General features: G+C 37.5%; 26 protein-coding genes. 9 read left to right on the top strand and 17 right to left on the bottom strand.

Features of this window, described 5'->3' with window-relative positions; all coding sequences use genetic code 11:
• Positions 1-670: 670 nt before the first annotated feature.
• Positions 671-1,384, bottom strand: coding sequence for a VIT1/CCC1 transporter family protein (locus ORNRH_RS06750; protein WP_014791136.1), 714 nt, complete (start codon positions 1,382-1,384; stop codon positions 671-673).
• Positions 1,385-1,387: 3 nt separating this feature from the next.
• The gene (locus tag ORNRH_RS06745; RefSeq protein WP_014791135.1) at positions 1,388-4,009 is read right to left on the bottom strand and encodes a valine--tRNA ligase; all 2,622 of its coding nucleotides are present in this window, start codon (positions 4,007-4,009) and stop codon (positions 1,388-1,390) included.
• 100 nt (positions 4,010-4,109) lie between these two features.
• On the opposite strand from ORNRH_RS06745, the gene ORNRH_RS06740 reads away from it, so the two are divergent.
• A complete protein-coding gene (locus ORNRH_RS06740; RefSeq protein ID WP_014791134.1) occupies positions 4,110-4,484 on the top strand; it encodes a DUF1573 domain-containing protein in 375 nt (124 codons plus the stop codon).
• Positions 4,485-4,557: 73 nt separating this feature from the next.
• On the opposite strand, the gene ORNRH_RS06735 is transcribed toward ORNRH_RS06740, so the two are convergent.
• From ORNRH_RS06735 to ORNRH_RS06725, 3 genes are read right to left on the bottom strand one after another with little or no spacing between them, the layout of a single operon-like run.
• Positions 4,558-4,920 carry a hypothetical protein gene (locus ORNRH_RS06735; RefSeq protein ID WP_014791133.1) on the bottom strand — a complete coding sequence of 121 codons (363 nt, stop codon included), beginning with the start codon at positions 4,918-4,920 and terminating at the stop codon, positions 4,558-4,560.
• Positions 4,920-5,246, bottom strand: coding sequence for a phage holin family protein (locus ORNRH_RS06730; protein WP_014791132.1), 327 nt, complete (start codon positions 5,244-5,246; stop codon positions 4,920-4,922). Before ORNRH_RS06730 ends, ORNRH_RS06735 begins: the two co-directional genes overlap by 1 nt.
• 21 nt (positions 5,247-5,267) lie before the next feature.
• Positions 5,268-5,537 carry a YtxH domain-containing protein gene (locus ORNRH_RS06725; RefSeq protein WP_014791131.1) on the bottom strand — a complete coding sequence of 90 codons (270 nt, stop codon included), beginning with the start codon at positions 5,535-5,537 and terminating at the stop codon, positions 5,268-5,270.
• Positions 5,538-5,648: 111 nt separating this feature from the next.
• Here ORNRH_RS06725 and ORNRH_RS06720 point away from each other — a divergent pair, with 111 nt between their 5' ends.
• Genes ORNRH_RS06720 through ORNRH_RS06710 form a run of 3 tightly spaced genes read left to right on the top strand, consistent with a single transcriptional unit; the run spans position 5,649 to position 8,386 of the window.
• The gene (locus ORNRH_RS06720) at positions 5,649-6,845 is read left to right on the top strand and encodes a pyridoxal phosphate-dependent aminotransferase (protein WP_014791130.1); all 1,197 of its coding nucleotides are present in this window, start codon (positions 5,649-5,651) and stop codon (positions 6,843-6,845) included.
• 3 nt (positions 6,846-6,848) lie between these two features.
• Entirely contained in the window at positions 6,849-7,868 is a 1,020-nt protein-coding gene (gene murB / locus ORNRH_RS06715; RefSeq protein WP_014791129.1) for a UDP-N-acetylmuramate dehydrogenase, read from the top strand.
• A 2-nt stretch (positions 7,869-7,870) separates the two neighbouring features.
• Positions 7,871-8,386, top strand: a complete 516-nt coding sequence (locus tag ORNRH_RS06710; RefSeq protein ID WP_014791128.1) for a DUF4136 domain-containing protein — start codon at positions 7,871-7,873, stop codon at positions 8,384-8,386.
• A gap of 85 nt (positions 8,387-8,471) precedes the next feature.
• Here the strand turns inward: ORNRH_RS06710 and ORNRH_RS06705 are convergent, their stop codons facing one another.
• Genes ORNRH_RS06705 through ORNRH_RS06695 form a run of 3 tightly spaced genes read right to left on the bottom strand, consistent with a single transcriptional unit; the run spans position 8,472 to position 11,394 of the window.
• On the bottom strand, positions 8,472-10,127 hold the full coding sequence (locus ORNRH_RS06705; RefSeq protein WP_014791127.1) for a ribonucleoside-diphosphate reductase subunit alpha: 1,656 nt from the start codon (positions 10,125-10,127) through the stop codon (positions 8,472-8,474).
• 33 nt (positions 10,128-10,160) lie between these two features.
• The gene (locus ORNRH_RS06700; RefSeq protein WP_014791126.1) at positions 10,161-10,406 is read right to left on the bottom strand and encodes a hypothetical protein; all 246 of its coding nucleotides are present in this window, start codon (positions 10,404-10,406) and stop codon (positions 10,161-10,163) included.
• Between the two features lie 13 nt (positions 10,407-10,419).
• Positions 10,420-11,394 (bottom strand): ribonucleotide-diphosphate reductase subunit beta, encoded by a 975-nt coding sequence (locus tag ORNRH_RS06695; RefSeq protein ID WP_014791125.1) that lies wholly within the window; start codon positions 11,392-11,394, stop codon positions 10,420-10,422.
• 352 nt (positions 11,395-11,746) lie between these two features.
• Here ORNRH_RS06695 and pafA point away from each other — a divergent pair, with 352 nt between their 5' ends.
• A complete protein-coding gene (pafA, locus tag ORNRH_RS06690; protein ID WP_014791124.1) occupies positions 11,747-13,366 on the top strand; it encodes an alkaline phosphatase PafA in 1,620 nt (539 codons plus the stop codon).
• 91 nt (positions 13,367-13,457) lie between these two features.
• On the opposite strand, the gene ORNRH_RS06685 is transcribed toward pafA, so the two are convergent.
• Complete coding sequence (locus tag ORNRH_RS06685; protein WP_014791123.1) at positions 13,458-13,904, bottom strand: GAF domain-containing protein; 447 nt, start codon at positions 13,902-13,904, stop codon at positions 13,458-13,460.
• Positions 13,905-13,958: 54 nt separating this feature from the next.
• On the opposite strand from ORNRH_RS06685, the gene xrtF reads away from it, so the two are divergent.
• Together xrtF and ORNRH_RS06675 are read left to right on the top strand one after the other, a co-directional pair.
• Entirely contained in the window at positions 13,959-14,498 is a 540-nt protein-coding gene (xrtF, locus tag ORNRH_RS06680; protein ID WP_042275284.1) for an exosortase family protein XrtF, read from the top strand.
• The gene (locus ORNRH_RS06675; protein WP_014791121.1) at positions 14,498-14,938 is read left to right on the top strand and encodes an exosortase F system-associated membrane protein; all 441 of its coding nucleotides are present in this window, start codon (positions 14,498-14,500) and stop codon (positions 14,936-14,938) included. The genes xrtF and ORNRH_RS06675 overlap by 1 nt, the downstream gene beginning before the upstream one ends.
• Before the next feature lie 84 nt (positions 14,939-15,022).
• Here the strand turns inward: ORNRH_RS06675 and ORNRH_RS06670 are convergent, their stop codons facing one another.
• The 8 genes from ORNRH_RS06670 to ORNRH_RS06635 form a co-directional block, all read right to left on the bottom strand.
• Positions 15,023-15,334, bottom strand: coding sequence for a hypothetical protein (locus ORNRH_RS06670; RefSeq protein ID WP_014791120.1), 312 nt, complete (start codon positions 15,332-15,334; stop codon positions 15,023-15,025).
• 347 nt (positions 15,335-15,681) lie between these two features.
• The gene (locus ORNRH_RS06665) at positions 15,682-16,452 is read right to left on the bottom strand and encodes a hypothetical protein (RefSeq protein WP_014791119.1); all 771 of its coding nucleotides are present in this window, start codon (positions 16,450-16,452) and stop codon (positions 15,682-15,684) included.
• Positions 16,453-16,516: 64 nt separating this feature from the next.
• Entirely contained in the window at positions 16,517-18,802 is a 2,286-nt protein-coding gene (locus ORNRH_RS06660; protein WP_014791118.1) for a GH92 family glycosyl hydrolase, read from the bottom strand.
• Between the two features lie 118 nt (positions 18,803-18,920).
• Positions 18,921-19,421, bottom strand: coding sequence for a YfbM family protein (locus tag ORNRH_RS06655; protein ID WP_014791117.1), 501 nt, complete (start codon positions 19,419-19,421; stop codon positions 18,921-18,923).
• A gap of 27 nt (positions 19,422-19,448) precedes the next feature.
• Positions 19,449-20,360 (bottom strand): ROK family protein, encoded by a 912-nt coding sequence (locus ORNRH_RS06650; protein WP_014791116.1) that lies wholly within the window; start codon positions 20,358-20,360, stop codon positions 19,449-19,451.
• 140 nt (positions 20,361-20,500) lie between these two features.
• Positions 20,501-20,902: a hypothetical protein gene (locus ORNRH_RS06645; RefSeq protein WP_014791115.1), complete on the bottom strand. Its 402-nt coding sequence runs from the start codon at positions 20,900-20,902 to the stop codon at positions 20,501-20,503.
• Between the two features lie 113 nt (positions 20,903-21,015).
• The gene (locus ORNRH_RS06640) at positions 21,016-22,305 is read right to left on the bottom strand and encodes a hypothetical protein (RefSeq protein WP_036601139.1); all 1,290 of its coding nucleotides are present in this window, start codon (positions 22,303-22,305) and stop codon (positions 21,016-21,018) included.
• A gap of 107 nt (positions 22,306-22,412) precedes the next feature.
• Positions 22,413-23,759 carry a DEAD/DEAH box helicase gene (locus ORNRH_RS06635; RefSeq protein ID WP_014791113.1) on the bottom strand — a complete coding sequence of 449 codons (1,347 nt, stop codon included), beginning with the start codon at positions 23,757-23,759 and terminating at the stop codon, positions 22,413-22,415.
• Between the two features lie 438 nt (positions 23,760-24,197).
• Between ORNRH_RS06635 and rbfA the strand changes: the two genes are divergently transcribed.
• Together rbfA and ORNRH_RS06625 are read left to right on the top strand one after the other, a co-directional pair.
• The gene (gene rbfA / locus ORNRH_RS06630; protein ID WP_014791112.1) at positions 24,198-24,557 is read left to right on the top strand and encodes a 30S ribosome-binding factor RbfA; all 360 of its coding nucleotides are present in this window, start codon (positions 24,198-24,200) and stop codon (positions 24,555-24,557) included.
• On the top strand, positions 24,557-25,732 hold the full coding sequence (locus ORNRH_RS06625; protein WP_014791111.1) for an ABC transporter permease: 1,176 nt from the start codon (positions 24,557-24,559) through the stop codon (positions 25,730-25,732). Before rbfA ends, ORNRH_RS06625 begins: the two co-directional genes overlap by 1 nt.
• Positions 25,733-25,734: the final 2 nt, after the last annotated feature.

The raw sequence follows: 25,734 nt of genomic DNA, 5'->3' as shown, positions 1-25,734 counted from the left end.
GTTTCTATTCTGTTTATATTTGTCTCCGTTATTAATTTTTTATTCCCCTTGTTTTCATAAAAAAAGCCTTACCGTGGAGTTAGGGGATTTCCACAGCAAGGCCAAAACTTAAAAACGATTGTCGGCTATTCTCATAGCGAACATTACTAAATAACTCCTCTAGCCTCTCGGCTAAAAAAATTAAGTATGAAAAAAAACTTTCTACTAGGAAGCCCGTTCCATGAGAGTGTATGAAAAGAAGTATTTTACAGTGTGGGGCACTGCAAAAACATCTCTCTATTAGGGAATAAAAAGATGTACATAACAAAAATGCCAAAGCTCCTAAACGGAACTTTGGCTTTATTTTATGGATACAATATAGTGTAGCTAGCCATAAGCTAGCAACACTGTTTTTTATCTTTAAAATGAATGGGAAACTACTTGCAAATGCAAATCGTAGAAAGTAAACTATACACGCACAATTATACTGTGTGTGTGTGTGTGTGTGTGTGTGTGTGTTTACACTTTTTCTCGAGATAAACAAGAAAAAGATGTTAAACTTATCACAATTCATTATATGTAGCACACACTGTTTCATAGAATTGCCGCAAAGCTATAAAATGTTTTAAAAACTACAAGCCTTTAGCATGTTAAAGTTTTAATCTCTTTATCTTTTTATCATCTGTATAGTTTAAACATTCACACCAAAAAAATGTTCTACCAATGCGGTGAGCCCCATAGCGGCGGTTCCCCAAAAACTAATTCGGAAAACTGCTTTCTTAATGTTAGAGCCTCCTGCTTTGGCTGCCACGGCACCTAAAATCATCAAAACCAGAATAGAGTAACCATACAATGCATATTCCACCCCCTTTACAGGAAACAACAAAACTACCAACAGTGGCAAGAGTGCTCCTGCCGTAAATGATGCCCCCGATGCTAAGGCAGCTTGCAAAGGGTTGGCTTTATTTACCTCGTTTAAGCCTAGTTCATCTCGCACATGCGCGTCCAATGCATTATGCTCGGTAAGCTCTTGAGCTACCAGTTTTGCCGTTTCTTTTTTGAGTCCGCGTTGTTCATAAATCTTGGCAAGCATCTCAAGCTCAAGCTCTGGCATTTCCTCCAGCTCTTTTCGTTCTCGCTCAATATCTGCGGTTTCAATATCGGTTTGGGAGCTCACGGAAACATATTCTCCCGCTGCCATAGACAACGCCCCAGCCACCATGGCTGCCAAGGTAGACAATATCACGGGCTCACTAGTCGTGCTAGCAACGGCTACCCCAATCGCTACGCTCGATGTGGATAAAATCCCATCGTTGGCACCCAATACCGCAGCTCTCAGCCAATTACTTTTATTGATGTAGTGCTTGGCTATATATTGGTCTATTTCCTCTTGATGCCCTGCCATTTATTATCCTCTCAACGATTTTAATTGCTCCTCAATCAAAGCAATTTTTTCGGTAGCATCGGCTTGTTTTTTACGCTCCATGGCTACCACTTGCTCAGGTGCATTGGCTACAAATCGCTCGTTGCTCAATTTCTTCTCCACTGATTTCAAGAAACCTTCCAAGTATTTTTTATCTGCTTCTAATTTCTCGATTTCTGCTTCGGCATCAATTAAGCCTTCAAGTGGCACATGAAACTCTTGCACACCTACTCTGAAAGTTTGAGCATTATTCGGTTTTTCGCTTGAAAATTCGATTGGATTTAGATTTCCTAGCTTCTCTACTACAGCTGTTAAGAAAGTGTCTGAATTTTCAGTAAATAGATTTAATTTCTCTTTATTTGGAATGTTTTTCTCTTTACGAATTGTGCGGATTCCTGAAACGATTTCGGCACTATTTTCAAACAATCCCAACACTTTTTCGTCAAAAGCTTGCGCTTCTGGATACGATGAAACTATCAACGCCTCTTCTACTTTTCTTTCTTTGATGTTTTGCCAAATCTCTTCGGTTAAGAATGGCATAAATGGGTGCAATAGTTTAATTAAATCTTCTAAAAATGCAATGGCTTGTGCCTTGGTTTGCTCCGCAATCGGTTGCTGGAAATCTGGCTTAATTGCCTCTAAATACCAAGAACAGAAATCATCCCAAATCAATTTATACAAAGACATCAACGCATCTGAAATTCTGAATTGCTCAAAATTGTGATTCATTTCGGATAGCGTTTTGTTGAATTTAGCCTTGAACCAAGTGTTTGCATTTTTAGCCACTTCGGTTTCTTCGTTTGGTGCTGTTTCCCAATGATAAACCAAACGGAAAGCGTTCCAAATTTTATTGGCAAAGTTTCTACCTTGCAAGCACAAATCCTCGTCGAACAACAAATCGTTCCCTGCAGAAGATGCCAACATCAATCCTACACGCACACCATCGGCACCGTATTTAGTCATCAATTCAATTGGATCTGGTGAGTTTCCAAGCGATTTAGACATTTTTCTTCTTTGCTTATCGCGCACCAATCCTGTGAAATACACATTTGAGAATGGCTGCTCTTGGCGGTATTCGTACCCTGCCATAACCATTCTTGCCACCCAGAAGAACATGATGTCTGGTCCTGTAACCAAATCACGCGTTGGGTAATAATATTTAATTTCTTCGTTTTCTGGTTCATTAATTCCATTGAAAACTGAAATTGGCCACAACCAAGAAGAGAACCAAGTGTCTAAAGCGTCTTCGTCTTGTTTTAAATCTTCTAGTTTTAAATCGGTATTATTTGTTTTTTCTTGGGCTAAAGCTAAAGCTTGCTCTGCAGTTTCTGCCACTACATAATCCTCCATGCCGTCGCCGTAGAAATAGGCAGGAATTCTGTGTCCCCACCATAACTGACGAGAAATATTCCAATCGTGAACATTCTCTAACCAGTGATTCCAAGTATTTCGGAATTTGTCGGGATATAATTTAACTTCGCTATCGGCTACCGCATCTAGTGCTTTTTGTGCCAATTCTTTCATTTTCAAATACCATTGAACCGAAAGTTTTGGTTCGATTACAGCACCTGTACGCTCAGAAGTTCCTACTTTGTTCACATAGTCTTCTGCCTTTAGCAATAAATCTTTTTCTTCTAATTCTTGCGCAATGAGTTTTCTTACTTCAAATCTGTCTTTGCCATTGTAATGCAATCCATGCTGATTCAAACGACCATCGTCATCTAAGGCATCTATGATTTCTAAATCATATTTTTTACCGATTTCGTAGTCATTGGTGTCATGTGCTGGCGTAATTTTCAACGCACCTGTACCAAACTCGATGTCTACATATTCATCGGCTATGATTGGAATTGCACGATTTACAATCGGAACAATTACTTTTTTACCAACTAAATGTTTATATCGCTCATCTTCTGGATTCACGCAAATTGCCACATCTCCAAAAATGGTTTCTGGTCTAGTGGTAGCAACTTGCAAGAACTCCTCAGAACCCTCGATTTTGTACTTTAAATAATATAATTTACCATTTTGCTCTTTGAAAATCACCTCCTCGTCTGAAATGTTGGTTTTGGCTTCTGGATCCCAGTTTACCATTCTGTATCCGCGGTAGATTTTTCCTTTATTGTATAAATCCACAAAAACTTTGGTTACCGCTTCAGACAAATCTTCATCTAAAGTAAATTTAGTACGCTCCCAATCACAAGAAGCACCTAGCTTTTTAAGCTGCTCAAGGATTTTGCCACCGTGCTCGTGTGTCCAGTCCCAAGCGTGCTGCAAAAATTCGTCGCGAGACAAATCGGTTTTCTCTATGCCTTGCTCCTTCAATCTTTTAACTACTTTTGCCTCGGTAGCAATTGATGCGTGATCGGTACCTGGCACCCAACAAGCGTTAAAGCCAGACATACGGGCTTTTCTGATTAAAATATCTTGAATCGTGTTGTTCAACATATGCCCCATGTGCAATACGCCAGTTACATTGGGTGGCGGAATCACGATGGTATAGGCTGGTCTGTCATCTGGCTCGGAATGAAAAAATCCGTTGTCTTGCCAAAAGTTATATAAACGCTCTTCGGTATGTTTCGGGTTGTATTTAGATGGTATTTCCATAAAAATGGTATATTATTTGAACATTAGTATTTGAACCGCAAATTTAAGATTAAAATTAGTTATAAAAAAATACTTAAATTTGCATTTTAAAATAATAGATATGAAAAAGTTATTATTTGCTGTTTCTTTTGCATTTGTTGGCTTAGCCGCTGCAAACGCTCAAGAAATCTCATTTGAAAAAGAAACGATTGATTATGGCGAAGTGGCTAAGGGCTCAAATGGCGAGCGTGTTTTCACATTCACCAACACTGGCGACAAGCCTTTGATCATTAGAAAAGTGCAAACCTCTTGCGGGTGTACTGCTGCGGAGTATCCAAAACCAACTGATGTGATTGCTCCAGGGCAAAAAGGACAGATCAAAGTTCGCTATAACACAAGCATTACAAATTCATTCAACAAATCGATTACCGTTTTGTCTAACGCTGTAGAGAACGGAAGAAAGATTTTAAGAATTAAAGGTGTGGTAAAAGACTAAATTAATTTTAATCATTACAAAAAAAGCCGAGATTTAAAAATCTCGGCTTTTTATATTTTAATAATCCATGGGATTATTTCTTTTTGGTTTTACGGTTTCTAATTTTCTTCTGTACAAAATCTACTACATACGGCGTTGCAAAAGCTACTCCAGAAGTGATAATGATTTTGGGAATAAATCCAAGCTTAAATCTACTCACAACAGAACTTGCCACAAACGTAAGGATTGTTTTTGCTCCCTCATCGATTAGCTCATTTCTATTCTGAGACTTCGAAGATTTACCTATGAATGGTAAACCACCGCCTTTGCTTTTCTGACTAAAGAAATTTACAAATCCTTTTACATTACTCCAAGGATCGTCCATACTTGAAGTAAGTTTCTTCTGTATTTCTAATTTCCTTTGTTGTAGTTCTTTTAAATTTCTTATCGGCTCCATTATTTCTTTAATTTTTTAGCTCCCATCGTAGCAGCTACAACTATATTTGCCACCAAATTCTGTATAGCTTTTTTGAATACTACTAAGAGAATCATTAGTAATAAAAATACTCCCGACATCGCTAAAAAACCATACATATAAGACCCGAAATACACAGAAAGATAATATGCCCCAGCGATACTTAGAAAGACAATGAAAAGCACGGCAAAAATTGCCATAAACACCATGGCAACGATAGAGCCAGCTGCTTTTCCTGCTCCTTCCACCACTTCTAGCTTGGCAAGTGTTATCTGATCTTGTACATAATTTTTAACTCCTCCAAACATATCAAATAAAGATTACAAAAATTAAACTCCTAGCTCTTCTTCGATATCTAAAAGCTCAGCTTCTGTTTTCTTAAGCTTTTTTTCTAAATCTTTCTTTACCTTTTTAGCCCTATCGCTAAAGTCTGAACTATAATCTTTTAACTCTTCACGAAGTCTATCTGCCTCTTTTTTCAATTTTTCTCTAGTTTCTTCTCCACTATGCGGTGTCAATAATAAAGCGGCAATTCCTCCTGCTAATGCTCCTATGATTAAACTTCCTAAAATAGTTCCTGTTTGTTTTGCTTTACTCATAATTTTGTGTTTTATTAGTTATTAATTTTCGTATCTTTACGACTGTTTAAATAGACACAAAAACAATACCAAGTTATTAAATTCGTTCACAAAACATCTTAAATTAATGTTATGACTAAAATATCAAACAGAGCGCATAAAATGCCAGAATCTCCGATTAGAAAACTCATGCCGTATGCCAAAGCTGCTGAAAAAGAGGGCAAAAAAGTCTTTTATCTTAACATTGGACAACCCGATATAGATAGCCCCGCATGCGCCATAGATGCACTAAAAAACTGGCAGAAAAATATTTTGTCATACACCAGCTCAGAGGGCACCCAAGAATATCGCGATGCCCTTAGCCATTACTACAACGAACGAAATATTCCGATCTCGGCAGACGAAATCATCGCTACCAATGGCGGCTCAGAGGCTTTATTCTTTACCTTTAACGCCATTGCCGATGCTGGAGACGAAATCATAGTCCCAGAACCTTTTTATGCAAATTACAACGGATTTGCCAACGAAACCGATGTGAAATTTGTGCCCGTAACTTCCCATATAGAAGACGGATTTGCACTCCCTCCTATTGCTGATTTTGAAAAATTAATCACTCCTAAAACCAAAGCTATTCTCATTTGTAGCCCAGGAAACCCAACGGGCTACATGTACTCGCATGAGGAGCTAGAACAATTAAAGGATTTAGTTTTAAAACATGATTTATTCATCGTAGCTGATGAGGTATATCGTGAATTTTCTTACGAAAAAGAACATTCCTCTATTTTGCACTTTCCAGAATTGGCTCAAAATGCAATTATGATTGATTCTGAATCTAAAAGATTCAGCATGTGCGGAATTAGACTAGGCTCAGTAGCCTCTAAAAATAAAGAATTTATCGCTAATGTTTTGAAATACGGACAAGCGCGATTGAGCCCATGCGTTACTAGTCAAAAATTGGGTGCCGTGGCACTAAACGACGCACACGAATACCTGAAAGAAGCTAATGCTGAATATAAAAAGCGTCGTGATTTTATGGTGGAACGCCTCAATCAAATCCCAGGCGTAGTGTGCCCTAAACCTACGGGAGCTTTTTACTGCGCGGTACAATTGCCCGTAGACGATGCCGAAAAATTTGCAGTGTGGTTGCTTCAAGATTTTGCACACGAAGGCAAAACCGTGATGTTTGCACCTATGCAAGGTTTTTATTTCACGCCCGATTTGGGTAAAAACCAAGCTCGATTGGCGTATGTACTTAATACCGAAGATTTAAAATTGGCTCTCGATGCCTTAGAAATCGCATTGAAAGAATATCCAAATAATACCTTGTAAATCATGGCTAAAATTATTGAAAATTCATCATTAAAGGATTTTACTACGCTTGCTCTTGATGTGCAAGCTAAACGCCTGATTGAAATTGAAAGCATAGAGGATTTAAAACAATATTTTACCGAGAATAAAAATCCAAATTTCTATGTTTTGGGCGGAGGCTCAAATGTTCTTTTTTTGCATGATTTTAATGGCGATATTTTAAAAATCGAATTAAAGGGAATTTCCGTAGAAAAAGAAACCGAAAATCATATTTGGCTTAAAGCAGCTGCGGGCGAAAATTGGCATGAATTTGTTTTAAACTGTTTAGCCAAAGATTTGGGCGGATTAGAAAATCTTTCGTTGATTCCTGGCACAGTGGGAGCGTCGCCAATTCAGAATATTGGAGCCTATGGCGTAGAAGTAAAAGACCACATCGAAAGCGTAGAAGCTTTTGATATTAAAAATCTTACGCTTAAAACTTTCAGCAATGCTGAATGCCAATTTGGGTATAGGGAATCCATCTTTAAACGAGCATTGAAAGGTAAATTCATCGTAACGGCGGTAACTTTCAAACTGACTAAAAAAGACCACGAATTACGAGTTTTGTATGGAGCAATTCAGCAAGAGTTAGCTTTAAAAAATATTGAAAACCCTACGATTCAAGAAATTAGCGATGCCGTAATCAGTATTCGCTCGAGCAAATTGCCCGACCCAAAAGTTTGCCCAAACACGGGAAGTTTCTTTAAAAATCCAATTGTTCCAAAAGAAATTTATCTTCAGCTTGAACAAAAATACCCCGAAATCCCGCATTATCGTGTGGACGATGCGCATGTGAAAATTCCTGCAGGCTGGCTAATTGAAAAAGCGGGCTGGAAAGGCAAACGCGTAGGCAAAGTGGGCGTGCACCACATGCAGGCATTAGTGCTCATCAACCCAGATTTTGGGACAGGGAAAGAGGTTTATGATTTTTCGACTGAGATTATAGAATCAATCCAAAATCAATTTGGTATAGAATTGGAGAGGGAGGTGAATATTATTGATTAATTATGAGACATTTATACCTTATCTTTTCGTTATTGTTATTAGCGGCGTGCAGTTCTGCCCATGTAGATACCGATTACGACCGCGGGGTAAATTTTAGCCAAATTAAAACTTACAACTATTTCTCGGATATTGATTGGAATGGCGTCAATCAGCTCGACCAAACTCGAATTGTGCGTGCAATCGACCAAGAATTAAAAGCTAAATCATGGCAAAAATCGGATCATCCACAAGTTTTGATTGACATAAAACCATCTGAACAAGTCGTTACAAACACCAACACGGTGGGCATTGGGACAGGTAGTTATGGCGGTGGTTTTGGAACAAGTATGCAAGTAGGCATTCCTATTAAAACCAAAAAATTACAAAAAGATTTAGTGATTGAAATGCTAGACGCCACCAATCAACATTTGATTTGGCAAGGCGTGTTTAGCAAAGAATTTTCTACTAGGGCAGATTCTGAGAAAATTATTCAATCAGCGATTCAAGATTTATTCAAAAAATTCCCACCAAAAAAATAGGATTTTGAGTGTTTTTTGAGATAAAATAAAACGACCTCTGGATTGTGGTTCCGGAAGTCGTTTTTTATTTTAAGATTACTAAAGATTATCCTTCGCAGCTTGCGCATTTTACGAAGTTTACCATTAATTCTTTAGAAACAGATTGGCTTCGTTGGTAATACAAAGTTTTTACGCCTAAACGCCAAGCTTCAATCATCAAAGCATTGACATCCTTTACTGGCATAGAAGACGGAATGTTCAAGTTCAAACTTTGCGCTTGGTCTATGAACTGCTGACGCTGAGCGGCTTGTGTGATGATTTCCATCGGAGAAATTTCTTTGAATGTTTTAAACACATCTTTCTCTCGCTGAGTTAATCCTTCCAATTGCTGGATAGAACCATGGTTCAGCATAATATTTCGCCAAATATCTTCGGTATCCATGCCTTTTTCTGCCAATAGTTTTTTCAAATATTTGTTTTGTCGCATAAAGTTTCCTTTTGCCAAACCTGCTTTGTAATAGTTACTTGCATATGGCTCAATTCCTGGAGAAGTTTGCCCCAAAATTGCAGAGCTCGAAGTAGTAGGTGCAATTGCCATCAAAGTGGTATTTCTGCGACCATATTCTTTTAGCATTTCAGGTTCGCCATAGATATTGGCTAGCTCCTCGCTTGCTTTTTGGGCTTCATCTCTGATTAATTTAAAAGCTTTGGCATTAAATTGTTTTGCCTCCATGCTTTCAAATGGAATCATATTTTTTTGCAAATATGAATGGTATCCTAATGCCCCTAAACCTAATGCACGGTGACGCATTGCAAATTTTCTGGCTGAAGATAGATAATAATTTCCTTCGGTTTTGGCAATGAATTCTGAAAGTACCGCATCTAAGAAGAAAATCGCCAATTGCACTGCATCGGTGTCTTTCCACTCGTCGAAAAGCTCTAAGTTCATCGAAGACAAACAGCAGATAAACGACTCATCTACAGACGATGGCAACATAATTTCTGAACACAAGTTACTTGAATTAATCACCATATTGTTATCCTTGTAGACTTGTGGTTTCTGACGATTGACATTGTCTGAGAACAATACATAAGGCAATCCTTTTTTCTGGCGAGATTCAAGCACTTTAGCCCAAATTCTGCGTTTTTCCATGTCGCCCTCGATCATATCGTTCATCCAATAATCTGGTACACAAACGCCATAGAAAAGGTTTTGGATTGGGTTTCCTATGTCTTTAATGTGTAAAAACTCCTCGATATCTGGGTGGTCGATATCTAAGTAAGCGGCAAATGCGCCACGGCGAACACCTCCTTGAGAAACCACATCCATTGCGGTATCAAAAAGCTTCATAAAACTCACAGAACCAGAAGATTTACCATTATCGGTAACGGCAGTTCCGCGGTGTCTTAATTCTCCAAAATAGCCTGAAGTCCCCCCACCGATTTTGGTTTGCATAATCACCTCTGCTAGCTTGTGTGTAATCCCCTCAATACTATCTGGCACATACACATTGAAGCACGAAATCGGCAAACCTCGCTGGGTTCCCATATTTGCCCAAACGGGAGAAGAAAGGCTCATCCAGCCCTTGCGGATAATCTCCTCGAATCTTGGTTGAAGTTCTGGTTTATATAATCTCTTGGCAGCTGCAGTGGTGATACGCTCAATGGCACCTTCTACGGTTTCGCCTTTTAGCAAATAACCACGATTGAGCATTTGTTCAGACTCCTCATTGAGCCACCATATAGTTTTTTCTTCAGACATGTTTTTTTGTATTGGTATGTTTTAGTTTTTAAATTATAATTCAAATTTTTGGGTAGCACTGGTCTCGCCCACTTTTACTTTGTTGATGTGAGTAAACTTCACATTAGGATCTGCTTCTACAAATTGATTGGCTTTTTTGATGCAATAATCAATTTTATAGGCTACGGAAATACACACGCGATGCTCGCCAACAAGCCCCATGCCCATATAAATGTATTCACCAAGTTTGAAATCTTTACTGAAATTGTAAATCATTTCTTGTTTTATCTCTTCTGTCATGACTTAAATTATTTTAGAACAAACTATTCGCTGAAAAACTTTTATCGTGCTTGGTGTAATCCACTGGGCGTTTAGCAAAGAAATCATCGAGCGAATTGGCAAACACCTCTTGCTCAAACCATTCCATGGCTTTGTATTCCTCATTGGTAACATTAAACAATGGTTTCATTCCAATTTTCACCAAACTATCGTCTACTCTAAATTTCATAAAGTTAAGTAGATTTTCTTTGGTAATATTCGGTATTTCGCCTTGTTCAAAAATCCAGTCTAGGATTTGTGCCTCGATGTTGATGGATTCCTTGATTAAATCATAGATCTGAGCCTCTTCGTTTTCTTGCAACAATTCGGGTTGTTCTTCTTTAATTTTATTAATTAAATAAATCCCTGCATTGGCGTGAATTTGCTCGTCTACAGAAGTCCATGCGATGATATTTGAAACATTTTTCATGTAGCCCCTAAATCTTGTAAACGAAAGAATAATAGCAAATTGACTAAACAATGAAACATTTTCAATCAAGATACTAAACATCAAAAGCGACATTACATAAGCTTTGTGGTCTTCTGAATTGGCATCTTTTAACGCCTCGTTTAGGTATTCGATTCTTTTTCTGATGACAGGTACTTCGATCACTTTTTCAAACTCATCGTTGTAACCCAAAACCTCAAGCAATCTTGAATATGCCTCTGAGTGCCTAAATTCGCATTCTGCAAAAGTAGCCCCTAATCCATTCATCTCTGGTTTTGGCATATGTTTGTAAAGATTTCCCCAGAAAGTTTTCACAGCTACTTCGATTTGTGCAATGGCTAGCAAGCTGTTTTTCACAGCATTGCGATCTTGCTCCGATATTTGGGAATGAAAATCCTGAATATCGGCTGTGAAATCTACCTCTGAATGCACCCAAAATGATTTGTTAATAGCCTCGGTAAATTGTAGTATCTCTGGATACTCAAATGGTTTGTAATTTATTCTTTTATCAAAAACGCCCATGATGTATAAACTTTTGTATATTAAATAATTAAATGATTTTTCGCAAGTTTCTCCTCGCAAACGAGTGGTCTAAGTTATAGAAAACTTACTTAAAAGACAATTTTCAAAATCCCCTTGAATGTTCAAAAATGGGCTCAAATCTTGTGTGGATGTGGCTTAGATGAATTATCAAACACCTATTGTTGAAAACCTTTTTTTGAGATTTAACATTAGAATTAAAAAAAATATTTATGTAGCCCCACAGCAGGCTTTCAAAAAGTAAAATTTAAACATTTTTTAATTCAATTTATTCCACATTTTCTATAATTTTTAGTAGATTAGCCCTTAAATTATTTAAGAACAATTAAAGCAAATGAAAAAAACAATTAGTAGCCTAGCACTCAGCGTGCTATGCCTTACCAATGCACAAGTAGAACAGCCCAAACTCGTGGTGGGTATCGTGGTAGATCAAATGCGCCCCGATTATCTGTACCGCTACAACAGCGATTTCTCTAACGATGGTTTTAAACGACTGATGAGAGAGGGCTTTAATTTCAAAAACACACACTACAATTATATGCCTACTTACACGGCACCAGGACACTCTAGCCTCTATACAGGGACTACGCCTGCCATTCATGGCATTGTAGGAAACTCTTGGTACCACCGTGGCGAGAAGGATTTTGTGTATTGCACTTCAGACAACAATATGCAGAGTGTAGGCATCGCTCCAGATGACAAACAAGGGAGAATGTCTCCGCACCGTCTAAAAGCCACTACCGTAACTGATGCTTTGAAACTTAACAACAACTTCCGCGGAAAGGTAATTGGGATTTCGGTAAAAGATCGTGGCGCAATTTTGCCCGCTGGGCACTTTGCCGATGCGGCTTACTGGATGGATAAAAATTGCAACTTTATTTCAAGTACATTTTACATGAAAGAGTTGCCACAATGGGTAAAAAATTATAATGCTAAAAAAGAACCAGAAAAATTTATAAAACAAGGCTGGAAATTGCTTAAAGACGCTAAAGAATACGACGAAAGCACTCCAGACTTCACTCCATACGAAGCGGGATTCCCTGGGCTAGACAAGCCTGTATTCCCTTATGATTTAAAGAAAGTTGCTAAAAAAACTGGTAATTACAGCGTGCTAAAAACCACGCCTTACGGGAACGACATGGTGGCACATTTAGCCAAAGAAGCCATAGAGCATGAAAATCTAGGAAAAGGCGAATTTACAGATTTCTTAGCAGTGAGCTTCTCCTCTACCGACTATGTAGGACACAACTTTGCCACTCGCTCCATGGAGATCCAAGATACTTATTTAAGATTGGATTTAAACATTGCCGATTTGCTTAACTTCCTCGACGAAAAAGTGGGTAAAGGCAATTATTTACTTTTCTTGAGTGCCGACCACGCTGCGGCAGAAAATCCAAACTTTTTGCTCGACCATAAATACCATGTAAAAAATTTGGATTACAAAGCATTCTTCAAAGAAATGCAAGAGCACTTTGCACCGATTTATGGCAAAGAATTAATCACCAATTATTCTAATCAAAACATCTACTTGAACGATGAATTGATTAAAAACAAAAAATGGGATTACGACAAAATTGTTCGAGAAGTATGCGACTGGGCAAACGAAAAACCATTTGTGGCACGCACCTACTCCCGAAATGACATCTTGCGAGGAAACCCAACTGATTACAATTTAAGCTTAATCGAGCGTGGCTACGACCCTAAACAAAACGGAGACATCGTTGTATTGCTAGATCCGCAATACATGGAATACGGTGCCAAAGGTACCACTCACGGGACTACTTACCTATACGACACGCATGTGCCAAACATTTGGTATGGCTGGAAAGTGAAACCAGGCGAAAGCTTCACTCGTTATAACATTACCGATGTGGCTCCTACGCTTTCTCAAAAATTGAGTATCCCTATGCCAAACGGCTCACAAGGCTACATTATGAAAGAAGTTTTACCTTAATTTTTAAGATTATAAACTTTAATAAAAGAGAAGGGCGATTGCTTTCAGCAATCGCCCTTGTTTTTTAATATTATTTTAAAAAAATCCGATTTTAAAGCATTTTCCCTACACGCTCGCAAATGTAATTGAGCAACTCCTCATCTTCCTTGCTGATGGAATTGGCATAATGCGAATCAATATCGATTTGCCCTACATTTTCTCCGTTTTTAAAAATTGGCACCACGATTTCTGCCTTGGTCTCAATGCTACACGCCAAATAGTTTTCCTCGGCATACACATCTTGCGAGATAAAAGTCTCGTTGCTCACCGCCACTTGTCCGCAAATTCCTTTGCCATATGGGATAATGGTGTGCTCGGTTGGGGCACCTTCGTAAGGTCCTAACTTTAGCTCTTGTTTGTCTCCATTTTTAAAGTAAAAGCCTACCCAGTTAAAGTGCTTTACCTCATCATACAACAATTTACAAATCTTTTGTAAAGTGCTATCTAATTCTTGATTTGCCTCAAGAATCGTATCAATTCTCTTTTTTAAATCGCTCATAATTCTGAATTTAAAGCAAAAATAAAAAATAATCTTCTACATTTGCATTTAATTATGAATTTAAAGGAATTTAAACCCGCATTGTGGCTCATTGCCAAATTCTTTATCGCTTATATTGTGCTCACTTTGTTGTATAGCCAGTATTTGCAACATTTTTCTGAGTTAAAACAAATTGCCGATCCGTTCACGGCTTGGGTGGCAGAAAGCACCGCACAAGTGATGCAGTGGCTGGGCTTCAATGCCAATTCTGAACAGATAGCAGGAGAGACTTTTCGCCGTTTCTTGCTGAATGACCGCTATGTATGTATCATAAACGAAGGGTGCAATGCCATTGCGATTATGATTATTTTCGTCTCGTTTATCATTGCATTTTCCAAAAAGCTTTTGCCGAGTTTCTTGTATTCGGTGGGAGGGGTGATTTTGCTGCATTTTACCAATATTACACGCATTGCAATCCTCAATTATATTTTTGCCTACCACGCCGAATACAGCGAATTGGCGCACGATTATCTGTTCCCTGCCATTATTTACGGAATGGTAGTGGTGTTGTGGATTATCTGGATTGTGTTTTTTGTACTAAAAAATAAAAACTGATGAAATTTCTACGCTGGGCACTTATCGTTGTATTGATTTTTGCGCTGATGGCAGTTCGCTTTTTCCAAACCGAATTGTTCTACGACCCGCTTTTGGCTTATTTCAAAACGGATTATCATCATGTGGCATTTCCCGAGATAGACTTGGGCAAACACCTGTTCAGTATGCTTTTAAGATATGGCTTAAACACCCTCATTTCGCTCGGCATCATTGCTTTCATTTTCAACAAAAAAGCCTATGTGCAATTCAGTGCGCTGGTGTATGTGGTGGGTGCCTTGGTGTTTTTTGGCTTGTATTATTATAGTTTAAAAACGGAATTTTCAAGTTTAGGCTTTACGGCAGGTTTCTACATTCGCCGATTGATTATTCAGCCTGTGATGCTTTTGATTTTAATCCCCGTGTTTTTGTATACCAATCATTTGGGGAAGAAGAATCGTTAAATAACGAAGGTTTTAGTTATAAACAAAAAGGTTCTGCCGTGCTGACAAAACCTTTCTGTAAATGTGCTGTAAAAAACCTCTTTTCTACCTTTTATCCTCAATACCAAACTCCTTCCAAGCTGTTTGCGGAAAGTCTAGCTTAATGCGCTTTTTAGCCTCTGCATAATGTTTTTCTAATTCTTTGAGTTCCTTGTCTAGTGCTTCGGTTTTTTGTTTTAAATCCGCTTTAAGCTTTTCCTGCTCGGTGTTTAGCGTCTCTGCTTTGGTGCGGAGGTTTTCCATTTTTGTGATGAAATCGTCGTCTAACTTTTGTGGCAAACTTCCCTTGTTATTTTTAAGGGCATCAATCATCACTTTTGCCGAAGTGATGCTCTCTGAATACGATTTTCTCGCCATAATTTTATTATTTTAAGGGTTAAACATTGTATTCATTATCAAATATTTAAAAAACCATCTAGGATATTGAATTTCCTATCTGGGAAATTCTTTACATTATGTTGTGTATTCAATTTCCTATCTTGTGCTGCCTTTCCCCCATCTGGGAAATCCTTTGCACAAGCTTGTGTAAACTCTGCACAAGCTGGAAAATGCTTTGCACAAGATAGGAATTATTTTGCACTTACTGAAATTTTATTTGCAATAGGAGAGAAAGGCTCTGCACCATATTGCTTTTATCAAAAACCTCATTTCTCTACCTCTCCAAGCTCATTGAGAAAGGATAGATAGACCCTATTTTTTTTAAATCATTTACTTTTCTTGTGATATATCGGATTTTCAAAAATGACAGGCTCAATATTAGCATCACTCACATTGCCAGATGAATCCATAAAGCTGAAAACGACTGAAAACTGCTTACTATCTCCAAAATTGAAAGCACCACTACACATGCCGTGTCCCACATAGAGTTTACCATTAAAGGGCTTAATGTAGTATTGCATCACTTCTCCCGTGTCCAAATTTTTTACAGTCGTTTTTACCCAAATCTCCGAATCATCATCTTTTGCAGAATTACTAAAAATAGCATATACATCATTTCCACAACCATATTGCTCAAATATACTTTTCATAAATTTTGGAATTCCACTTAATGTAGGCTTTTTTGTATCTTGTTCATTTAAGATATAATATGTATTAAGCCTCCGATTTTTAAGCCTTTTTCCATTTTCATAAGTATTTAAATATTCTGGCAGATTGTCTACAAAAAGCACATAGGTAACACCTGCTTTGGGAAGCCTTTGAGGCTTGAGTATCACTTGCTCTAAATCATATTCCCCCTTGCAATACTCCACCACTTGCAGCGGAATTTTTTCTTGCTCACTTTTCAAATACACAGGATATTTATTGCCCAAAAATTGAACTATATCTTGATAAAGCATATAGCCCTCAATCATAAAAAGGCTATTTTGGCTCACTTTTTCATTCTGAGGAAAAGCTATCAGATTTCCTGATGCACACTCTGCAAAAACTGCATTTATCATCCACAGCCCTAAAAATAAAGTAAACAATTTTTTCATGATTCAAAATTTCACTTTAGTAAATTTAAAAAGGTTTTGCCGTATAGCAAAACCTTTTAACATATTATCGCTCCAAGCTCATTGAGAAAGGATAAGCGTTTTTGCTCGTGCCACGCTTTTTATTGGGCTCGGCTTGCATGTCGAATTTAATGACACCGCCTTTGAGCAAATCAAAATGATTGAAATAGTTTTTATCATACAATTTACCATTCACCCACACCTTGTCGGCATAGCGGTTTTGGGCTGAATTGTTTGGTGCTTCAATTTTTAATTTTTTGCCATTTTCAAAACTTAAAGTCGCTTCTTTGAACAATGGTGCGCCCAGTGCATACTCAGGGTAAGCAGGCGTTACGGGATACATGCCCAGGGCAGAGAACACATACCAAGCCGATGTTTGCCCATTGTCCTCATCGCCACAATAGCCATCTGGATTTGCGTTGTACATGCGGTTCATCACCTCGCGTGCCCATTTTTGGGTTTTCCACGGCTCACCCGCATAATCATACAAATAAATCATGTGCTGAATCGGCTGATTTCCGTGTGCATATTGCCCCATGCCCATCACTTGCATTTCTCTGATTTCGTGGATGATTCCGCCATAATACGAAGCCTCATAAGTAGGCGGCATCACAAAAATAGAATCCAGCATTTGGACAAACTCTCGGTTTCCGCCCATTAAATTCTTTAAGCCCTCAATGTCCTGAAACACCGACCACGAGTAGTGCCAGCTGTTGCCCTCGGTAAAGGCTCCGCCCCAAGAAAACGGATTGAAGTTGGGCGAAAATTTGCCGTCTTTGTTTTTAGGAGCCATTAATTTATTTTCTGGCTTAAATAATTTTTTATAATTAAAAGCTTTTTTGCGGTATTTTTCGATTTCTTTTTTAGGCTTTTTCAAGGCTTTAGCCAATTGATAAATCGCAAAATCATCGTAGGCATACTCAAGCGAACGCGCCACATTCTCGTTGATGTCCACATCGTTTGGCACATAGCCCAATTGATTATAATACGCCACGCCTTTTCTTCCCGTAGCTCCGGGACCTTCGTTATTGGCACCATGAATCAGTGCCTCGTATAGCGTTTCGATGTCGTAGCCACGCAAACCTTTGATGTAAGCCTCTGCCACCACCGATGCCGAATTGTTACCAATCATGATTCCACGATAGCCTGGCGAAGACCATTCTGGCAACCAGCCGCCTTCTTTGTAATCATTGATTAAGCCTTCTTGCATTTGCTTATTGATCGAAGGATACATCAAGTTTAAGAAAGGATACAAGGCTCTGAAAGTATCCCAAAAGCCTGTCCCTGCAAATTTATAGCCTTTTTCCACTTTTCCGTTTTGCGGACTGTAGTGTACGATGTCGCCATTTTGAGTGATTTCGTACATTCTAAGCGGGAAAAACACCATGCGATACAAGCAAGAATAAAAAGTGCGCATTTGGTTTTCGTCGCCACCTTTTACCAAGACTTTAGACAAAACTTCGTTCCACTCCTTTTTACCTTCTTCTTTTACTTGGGCTAAAGATTTTGAGCCTAATTCAGCTTTTAAATTTTGCTCGGCTTGCTCCAAACTGATGAACGATGATGCCACACGGCAAATGATTTTTTCGCCTTTTTTAGTTTTATTAAAACCTACGACAATACCCGCTCTTTCGCTTTTCACCTCGGGAGAATTTTCAAATTTGCCATTGTTCCAAGTTTTATAAAAATCTGGTTTTTGGCTTAATTCTATCACAAAATAATTTTTAAAATTATCTGCCACGCCACCATTGTTAAAGGTGTTGTAGCCCACAATTTTGTTTTCTTTAGGCAAGTATTTCACCCAAGAGCCTTTGTGATAAGCATCTACCACAATCATGGCAGAATCGGTTTTAGGATAAGTAAATTGCAGAATCGCCGCACGCTCCGTTGGGGCTAATTCGGCAGTGATGTCCTCATCTGCCAGATACACTTTATAATCATACGGAGTGGTTTCCTCTGTCTTGTGCGAATACCAGCTGGCGCGATCACCTTCCTCAAATCGTAATTTACCCACAATGGGCATAATGGCAAAGGCTCCATAATCGTTCATCCACGGCGAAGGCTGATGTGTTTGTTTAAACCCGTTGATTTTATCAGCACTGTATTGATACACCCAGCCGTCGCCATTTTTATTGGTCTGTGGCGTCCAGAGGTTCATGCCCCATGGCCGACCAATGGCGGGATAGGTGTTCCCGTTGGAGAGCGCAAATTTGGAATCCGTACCCATGAGCGGATTTACATAATCCACGGGGCTGGTAGGATATTCATTGACTTGCGCTTGTATTTGAGCATAAAAGCATACAAATGCTAAAGCAAAAAGTATTTTTTTCATTAATTCAAGAATTTATTATTGTTTTCATTTAATGAAAATTCTTCCTCATTTCATCAAAAACGAGGAAGAAAATCATTTAAAATCATATTTTTTAAAACTTAGGTAAATTGTCTTTGTCTTAATAAATAGTTATAAGAACGCTTTTTCCTTGTTCTTCTGCCTTTTGATAGAAAGCTAAAAGCTCGTTGTATGCATCTTGCAATTCTTCTCTTATTTCTTCCAATTCCTCCTCATAATCCCAAATATTAGGATATATCTCTGCCTCTTTGCATTTTTGCATACTGAAATTTGCTAACGCCTTAGGCATATCAAATTCGGAAAGTGCTTTTACCACTTGGGGGATTTTTTCTTTACTTACCAATGCCACGAGTCCATCGCTGATTTCTAATTCAATTTCTCCTGCTACGGCAATGGATAAAGGATTTTCCAAATCAATGCCGCACTCGGAGCCAGTAAACACAAAGTGCAACGCATCCCACATTTTATCAATATCTACAAGGTCTTCGCTTTCGCTTAAATTTTCCTCAATATAATCTAACAATTCCTCTTCGCCTTTGCTCGAAAGATTTAAAAGTTCATCTTCCTTATTTAACAAATAATAACAAGCACACATTCCCATAATAACACAATTTAATTGATTAAAAATCTAAAACTTAGGTAAATTGTCTTTCACTTTTGCCCAATAAGTTTCGTCAAAAGTGCGTGCGGCACCAATCATCGCGGCATCTTCCATTAGTTCTGAAACAGCCACAGGCGTTTGGTTTCCGTTTTGTTTTAAAGTTTCGAGCAATGTTTTTTCAAAATGTGGATAGGCAAGCGAAATGTTTCCGCCCATGACTAAGATATCGGCATTAAATTTATTAAGCCAAGGTGCAATGAAGTTTCCTAAATTCTCACCAAACTCGGTAAATAATTCATCTTTCAATGGCGTATCAATCACATCTTTTACCCCTTGAATGGCTTTGCCCGTTCTCTTTTCGTATTCCCCTGTAAACCAGCGGGTGCTAAAGTACTCATCGGCAATACCATCTTTGAATTTCAAATGCCACAAACAGCCTTCTGGTGCTACATCTTCACGCTCCACGATAGGCACGCCCCCATCGATATATGCACTACCAAAGCCCGTTCCAAGCGTAATGACTACTACTTTCTCTTTGCCTTTTCCTTTGCCTATCCAAGCCACGCCCACCGCAAATGCAGAGGCGTCGTTCAAGAATCGCATTTCTTGTTTTTGGATTAAATATTCGTTTAAAGCCGTAGGAATATGTGTTTTATACAGATTGGGATATTTGTGCTCAAGCATTGAGATACCTTCTTTATAATTAAATGGCCCTGGCATTGCAAAGCCCAAACCGAGCACATTGTCTACGCCCACGCTTTCCATACACTCGTTGATTGCCTTTGCCCATGTTTTTAAAATATTTTCTTTGGTATCGGTATGCGAGAGTTTTTCTCTTTTGAAACTTTCTTTTACCAATTTTTGAGTATCCATATCCACTGCACAACAGCTGATATGGCTACCGCCTACATCCACGCCTAAAGCATATTTTTTACTCATGTTTTCTTTTTTAAAATTGATTTATCTTTGTAAAGATACAAAAAAATCGCAGAAACTTTTTTGTATCTACGATTTGATTTTTGTCAATTTTTGGATTTATTAAGTGTAAAAAAGCCCTGTGATGTAACAGGTGTAAATTTTTAGTTTTTAATCAAATATTTCTTCTTAAAACGAAAATACTCATAAACAGAAATTAAACAAAGAGGCAATAAACTGGGAACGAGAATAAGAAATTCTGAAGCATCTGGCTCAATAAGTATCAAGAAAACAAAGAATAAATAAGCTGAAAAAGATAGTATATTGTACCATTTATTTTCCCTAACATTCTTGATTAAATTTAAAAAAATAAAAATTGAACTTGAAATAGAGCCCAATAATGCCACCATGAGATACATTCCAATAATGATTCCTGACATATCACAAGAATGTCTATGTTCGTTTGAGCGAGCACTAAATAAAAATACAATATAAGCTAAAAAAAGACTCCCCAGTACAGAGAAAAATATAATCCGAAAAGCTGCAAAAAACAAATATCTTTTCATTTTTGAATAATTTTATCATTAATCACGAAGTTGTAAAATTATAAAATTTCCGAAACACAAGATTTTTTTAACAAAAAAAGCCCCGCAATGTGTGGGGCTTTTTAGTTTATAATTTATTTCCAACTGATTTTAATCTTTCGAGCTTCATTCTCTCCATTAGTTCTTTTAGGAGTTTCTTGACTATAAGGTAAATTAAAATACTCTATACTTTTTACCGACTTGGGAACATCTATCATTTCCGCAAATCCTTTTATTTTTACATTTGTGGGTAAATCAGCACAATATTTGTTTCCAATTCTCCACTTATCAGCTCTAAACATGTCCCCCTCTGAATCTACAAAATATGGTGCATCATACTGGCATATTGAAGCCTTAGCGTCTTTACTTCTAAAATAATATTCTATTCTTACCTTTTTAGTATTTAAATCCCCTTCTGCTGATATTATATCAAAATCCAATTCTTTATCCGATAATTGAATATTCCCACCATCTTCACTTTGTTTTTTAACCTCACTATCATCCCAATTTACAGGTATATTTTTTAAATATGTATTTCCACAATTTCTATTATACTCTCCTGGTATTGCATTCTTGCTACACATCGGAATATCCACAATGCTTATTTTTTTTATATTAGTCATTACCTTTGGGAAAATGTATATAACTTTCATTTTAATTTTCGAAGGAATTGTAGCACCCCAAGAATCAGAACCAATCTTCTTGTCACTCTCCACATAAGTGTTCCCATCAAAATCTGTCATTATTGAATTCGTATAAAAATATTGACTTCTAGATATATATACTTCTTGAGCTACATCTGATTTATTGTAGATTGTAAACTCAACTTTTATTGTTCTATCCTTAACATTCCCATAATCACCTATAATTTTAATTTCAAAATTAGGGTCAAACGAAACTACTGAATTATCAATATTTGATGATTCTCCTGATTTAGCTAGCTTAAAATCTTTATTTTTCGTAATTACTTCTCCATAGTAGAGTGATGTGTCAAGTAATATTTTTAAAAAATTATCAGCATCATAACGAGAATAAGCAAATACAGCCTCAGCTTCTCCTAAATTCTCTTTTTTAAAAAAAGCTATTTTTATAGGTTTCCCCTTGATTGAAGAATCGGCAAAACCTCCTTTTTTAGAATTAGTTGTACTTGAACTTCCTGTAGGATCTGTAATTGCATCAATCACCCCTAAAACATCTGAAATAGAAGTTCTTGGAGCATAAAGTATAGTTTGATATTTACCATTATTTGTAGGCTCACCTAATTGCAAATAATCTCCGACATTATAAGTTATCCCATCCACAGCTTTATAAGGTTTTTTAGATTTTTGTGAAAATAAAAAAACCGTACAAAAACTAATTAGTAATAAAGAAAATCTTTTTTTCATAAACAAAATATTAATTGTGGCAAAAATATAAAAATGCCAAAATTTAGGGAAATTTTTTAACAAAAAAAGCCCCACAATGTGTGGGGCTTTTGATTTATAATTTTTAATTATTTCTTTTCTACAAAAGTATAGGCTTTACCTTTTTTGCCGGCACGACCTGTTCTACCAATTCGGTGAATGTACGTTTCATAATCTTGCGGCACTTGGTAATTAATCACATGTGTAACATCGCTGATGTCTAATCCTCTTGCGGCTACATCGGTACCTACCAAAACTTTGATTTTACCTGATTTAAAGTCTTTTAATGCTATTTTACGGTAGCTTTGCGTTTTATCTCCATGAATTTCATCACTTTTGATTTTAGCTTTTTTAAGTTTATCGCTAAGTTCGCTCACTGCGCGTTTAGTTTCCGCAAAAATCATTACTTTCTCAAAACCTTCCTCTTCCAATAATGACAATAAAACATCGAATTTATCTCTTCGTTTATAGTACATTACATCTTGGTCTATATGCTCTGCGGTGGCATTCCCTTGCGAAACTTTAATTTCCACAGGATTATCTAAAATATTATCTACAATTTCTTTCTGTGCTTGATCCACTGTGGCAGAAAACAATAAAGTCTGATCACGATTGGTCATTTTTTGCGTGATAAAGTTCACATCTTGGCTGAATCCCATATCAAGCATGCGATCAAATTCATCTAGAATTAAGACCGAGAAATTCTCGAATTTCAAAGCATTTCGTTTGCTTAAATCTACCAATCTACCTGGCGTGCCGATTACGATATCAAAATCTTTTCTCAATTTACGCAAATCATTGCTTATGCTGCGTCCTCCGATAAATGAGGTTCCGAAAAGTTTTAAACCTTTAGATAATTTTCTAAACTCATCTTCCACCTGTTCTGCAAGCTCACGAGTAGGCACCATTACAAGTCCAAAGAAACGTGTTTCGCTCATAAGCATTGCATTGATGATTGGGATTAAATATGCCGCAGTTTTCCCTGTTCCTGTGTTGGCAACGCCCAAAACATCTTTGATTTCGCTAATAGGCATAAAAGCCTTTTCTTGAATCTCGGTAGGCATGGTAAATCCCATATTCAAGATATTTTTAAGCAATTTTGGGTGAATTGGCATCTCGTCGTAACGCTGCGTTGCCTCGTATTTCACCTCTTGAATAGGTCTCCCTTTGTGAATGAATTTCTCTACTGGGATAAAGTTTCCACGCTTTTTGCCGTTTCCACCTTTAGCTTTTCCTCTTCCGCCTCCGCCCGAAGGTCTTCTGCTTTTTCCGCCTTTAAATTTGAATGATTTTTCTTCTCTTCCGCCTCTTTCAGCATCGCCAAAAGATGCGTTTCTCTTTGATTTTGTGAAAGATTTTCCGTTTTTCTTAGAGGCAAAACCTCTTTTTCCACGCCCTGATTTAGAGCCTGAAAAGCTGTTGTTTGATTTTCTCATTTAGTAATGATTGATTTTTAAATATTAGAAAAGAGTCCTCTGTTTTTCTACAAAAAACTAAAACTTTAAATTCTAAAAAATCATTGCTAAAAATGAAGGAGAAAATAAATGTCCTGACGCTTTTCTGTTCTGTAATTCGGGGGCAAAGATAGAACTATTATTGGATAAATTGATAATTATCCCGATTTATTTTAATATTTTTGATAAAATCGTTTCTCATCGAATTGAACAGAACCTCTCTTAATCCCTTAAAAAACAAGCTATTTACACAACCCTTAAACACAAATTCCATCTTTTTTGATTATTAAACTCATGCTTTAATTAAGCTTTAATCCAAATTCTGCATCGTGTAATTTTCTATAATTAAACACGGGTTTATACCTAAAAATTCAATGAAAACTCCTATTTTTGGGATTCAAATTTTAAATTTTATACATTTTGGAAAGTAACAGATTACATAAAGTCAATCAATTATTACAACAAGAACTTGCCGAGATTTTCCGTGTGGAAGGCAATAAAATGAAACAAGGGCTGCTGGTGAGCGTAACGGAAGTGCGCACTACTAGCGATCTTTCTATCGCCAAAACCTACATCAGCGTTTTCCCTACTCAGTATCGTGCAGAGGTGCTTAAAACCATTGTAGATAACAAAAGTTATTTCCGCAAATTGCTAGGCGAGCGTGTGGGCAAACAAATGAGAATTGTTCCTGATTTACAATTTTATAGCGACGAGTCGCTGGATAAAGTAGATGCGATAGAGCGCGAATTGAAAGGCAAAGGAAACAATCCGATTTTATAATGAATTGGTTTCCGGTAAAATTAGCCAGCCGTTACATTTTCTCGGGAAAAAACGCCATAGAAGTGAATGTGATTTCATGGATTGCGTTTCTTGCCTTGGGCTTTGTTACGACTTGTTTAATCGTAATTTTATCGGTTTTTTCGGGATTAGAGGACATCAATGTTCAATTTTATAGCAATATCAATCCCGATATAAAGGTGGAGCCTAGCCAAGGTAAATCTTTTAAAATTTCGCCCGAAACGCTTCAAAAAATCCAAGAAACACAAGGTGTAAAAACGATTTGCCCCGTGGTAGAAGAGCGTGCTTTTGCAGAGTTTTTAGGCAAAAAACATATCGTAACTGTAAAAGGAATCGATGAGCGATTTAATTCTATTTTTGGTCTAGATTCCATGGTGCTTTATGGGCAGCCTCTAGATTTTAAAGAGCCAGACTACATCAACATCGGCACCAATGTTTCGACGCGACTAAGCCTTTTCCCCGACACCGAAAATGCTGTGAAACTTCTGGTGCCCAAACCTGGCGAAGGGCTTATTACCAATCCAGACGAAGCCTTTAACCATGTTGAGGCGTATGCGACGGGCATCTTTAGAATCAATGACAAATACAGCGATTTTATTTTCATGAATTTGCCGCTGGCTCAAAAGCTTTTGGACTATGCCCCGAATCAATATTCGGCATTGGAAATCACAACCGATGGGAGTAACCAAAGTATTCAAAATGCACTGAAAAAGGAACTGGGCGACAAATTCCAAGTGCTCACGCGCAAAGAGCTTAATGCTGCTTTTATGAAAATGATTAATACCGAAAATTTAGTAATCTACTTGATTTTCATATTGATTCTCTGTATCGCTTCGTTTAATTTAGCGGGTTCTGTTGCGATTTTGATTTTAAATAAAAGAAACCAGTCCGAGACATTGAGATGCTTGGGATTAAGCCAAAAAAACCTTAAAAAATCGTTTTTTTACACGGGCTTGCTCATCAGTTTATATGCATTAGGCTTTGGGCTTATCCTCGGAACGATTTTGCTTTTGCTCCAAAAATATTATGGCTTGGTTTACATTTCCGATTTCTTGGCATTTCCCGTAAAACTCACTTGGGAAAATTATTTCATTAGCATTTTCAGTGTTTTATTCATAGGAAGTGTGGTTTCATATTTTGTAAGCCGAAAAGTTTAAGG

Source organism: Ornithobacterium rhinotracheale DSM 15997 (genome assembly GCF_000265465.1).
GTDB lineage: Bacteria > Bacteroidota > Bacteroidia > Flavobacteriales > Weeksellaceae > Ornithobacterium > Ornithobacterium rhinotracheale.
Note: the sequence above shows the minus strand (reverse complement) of the source record. Positions and strands in the feature narration are given on the sequence as shown.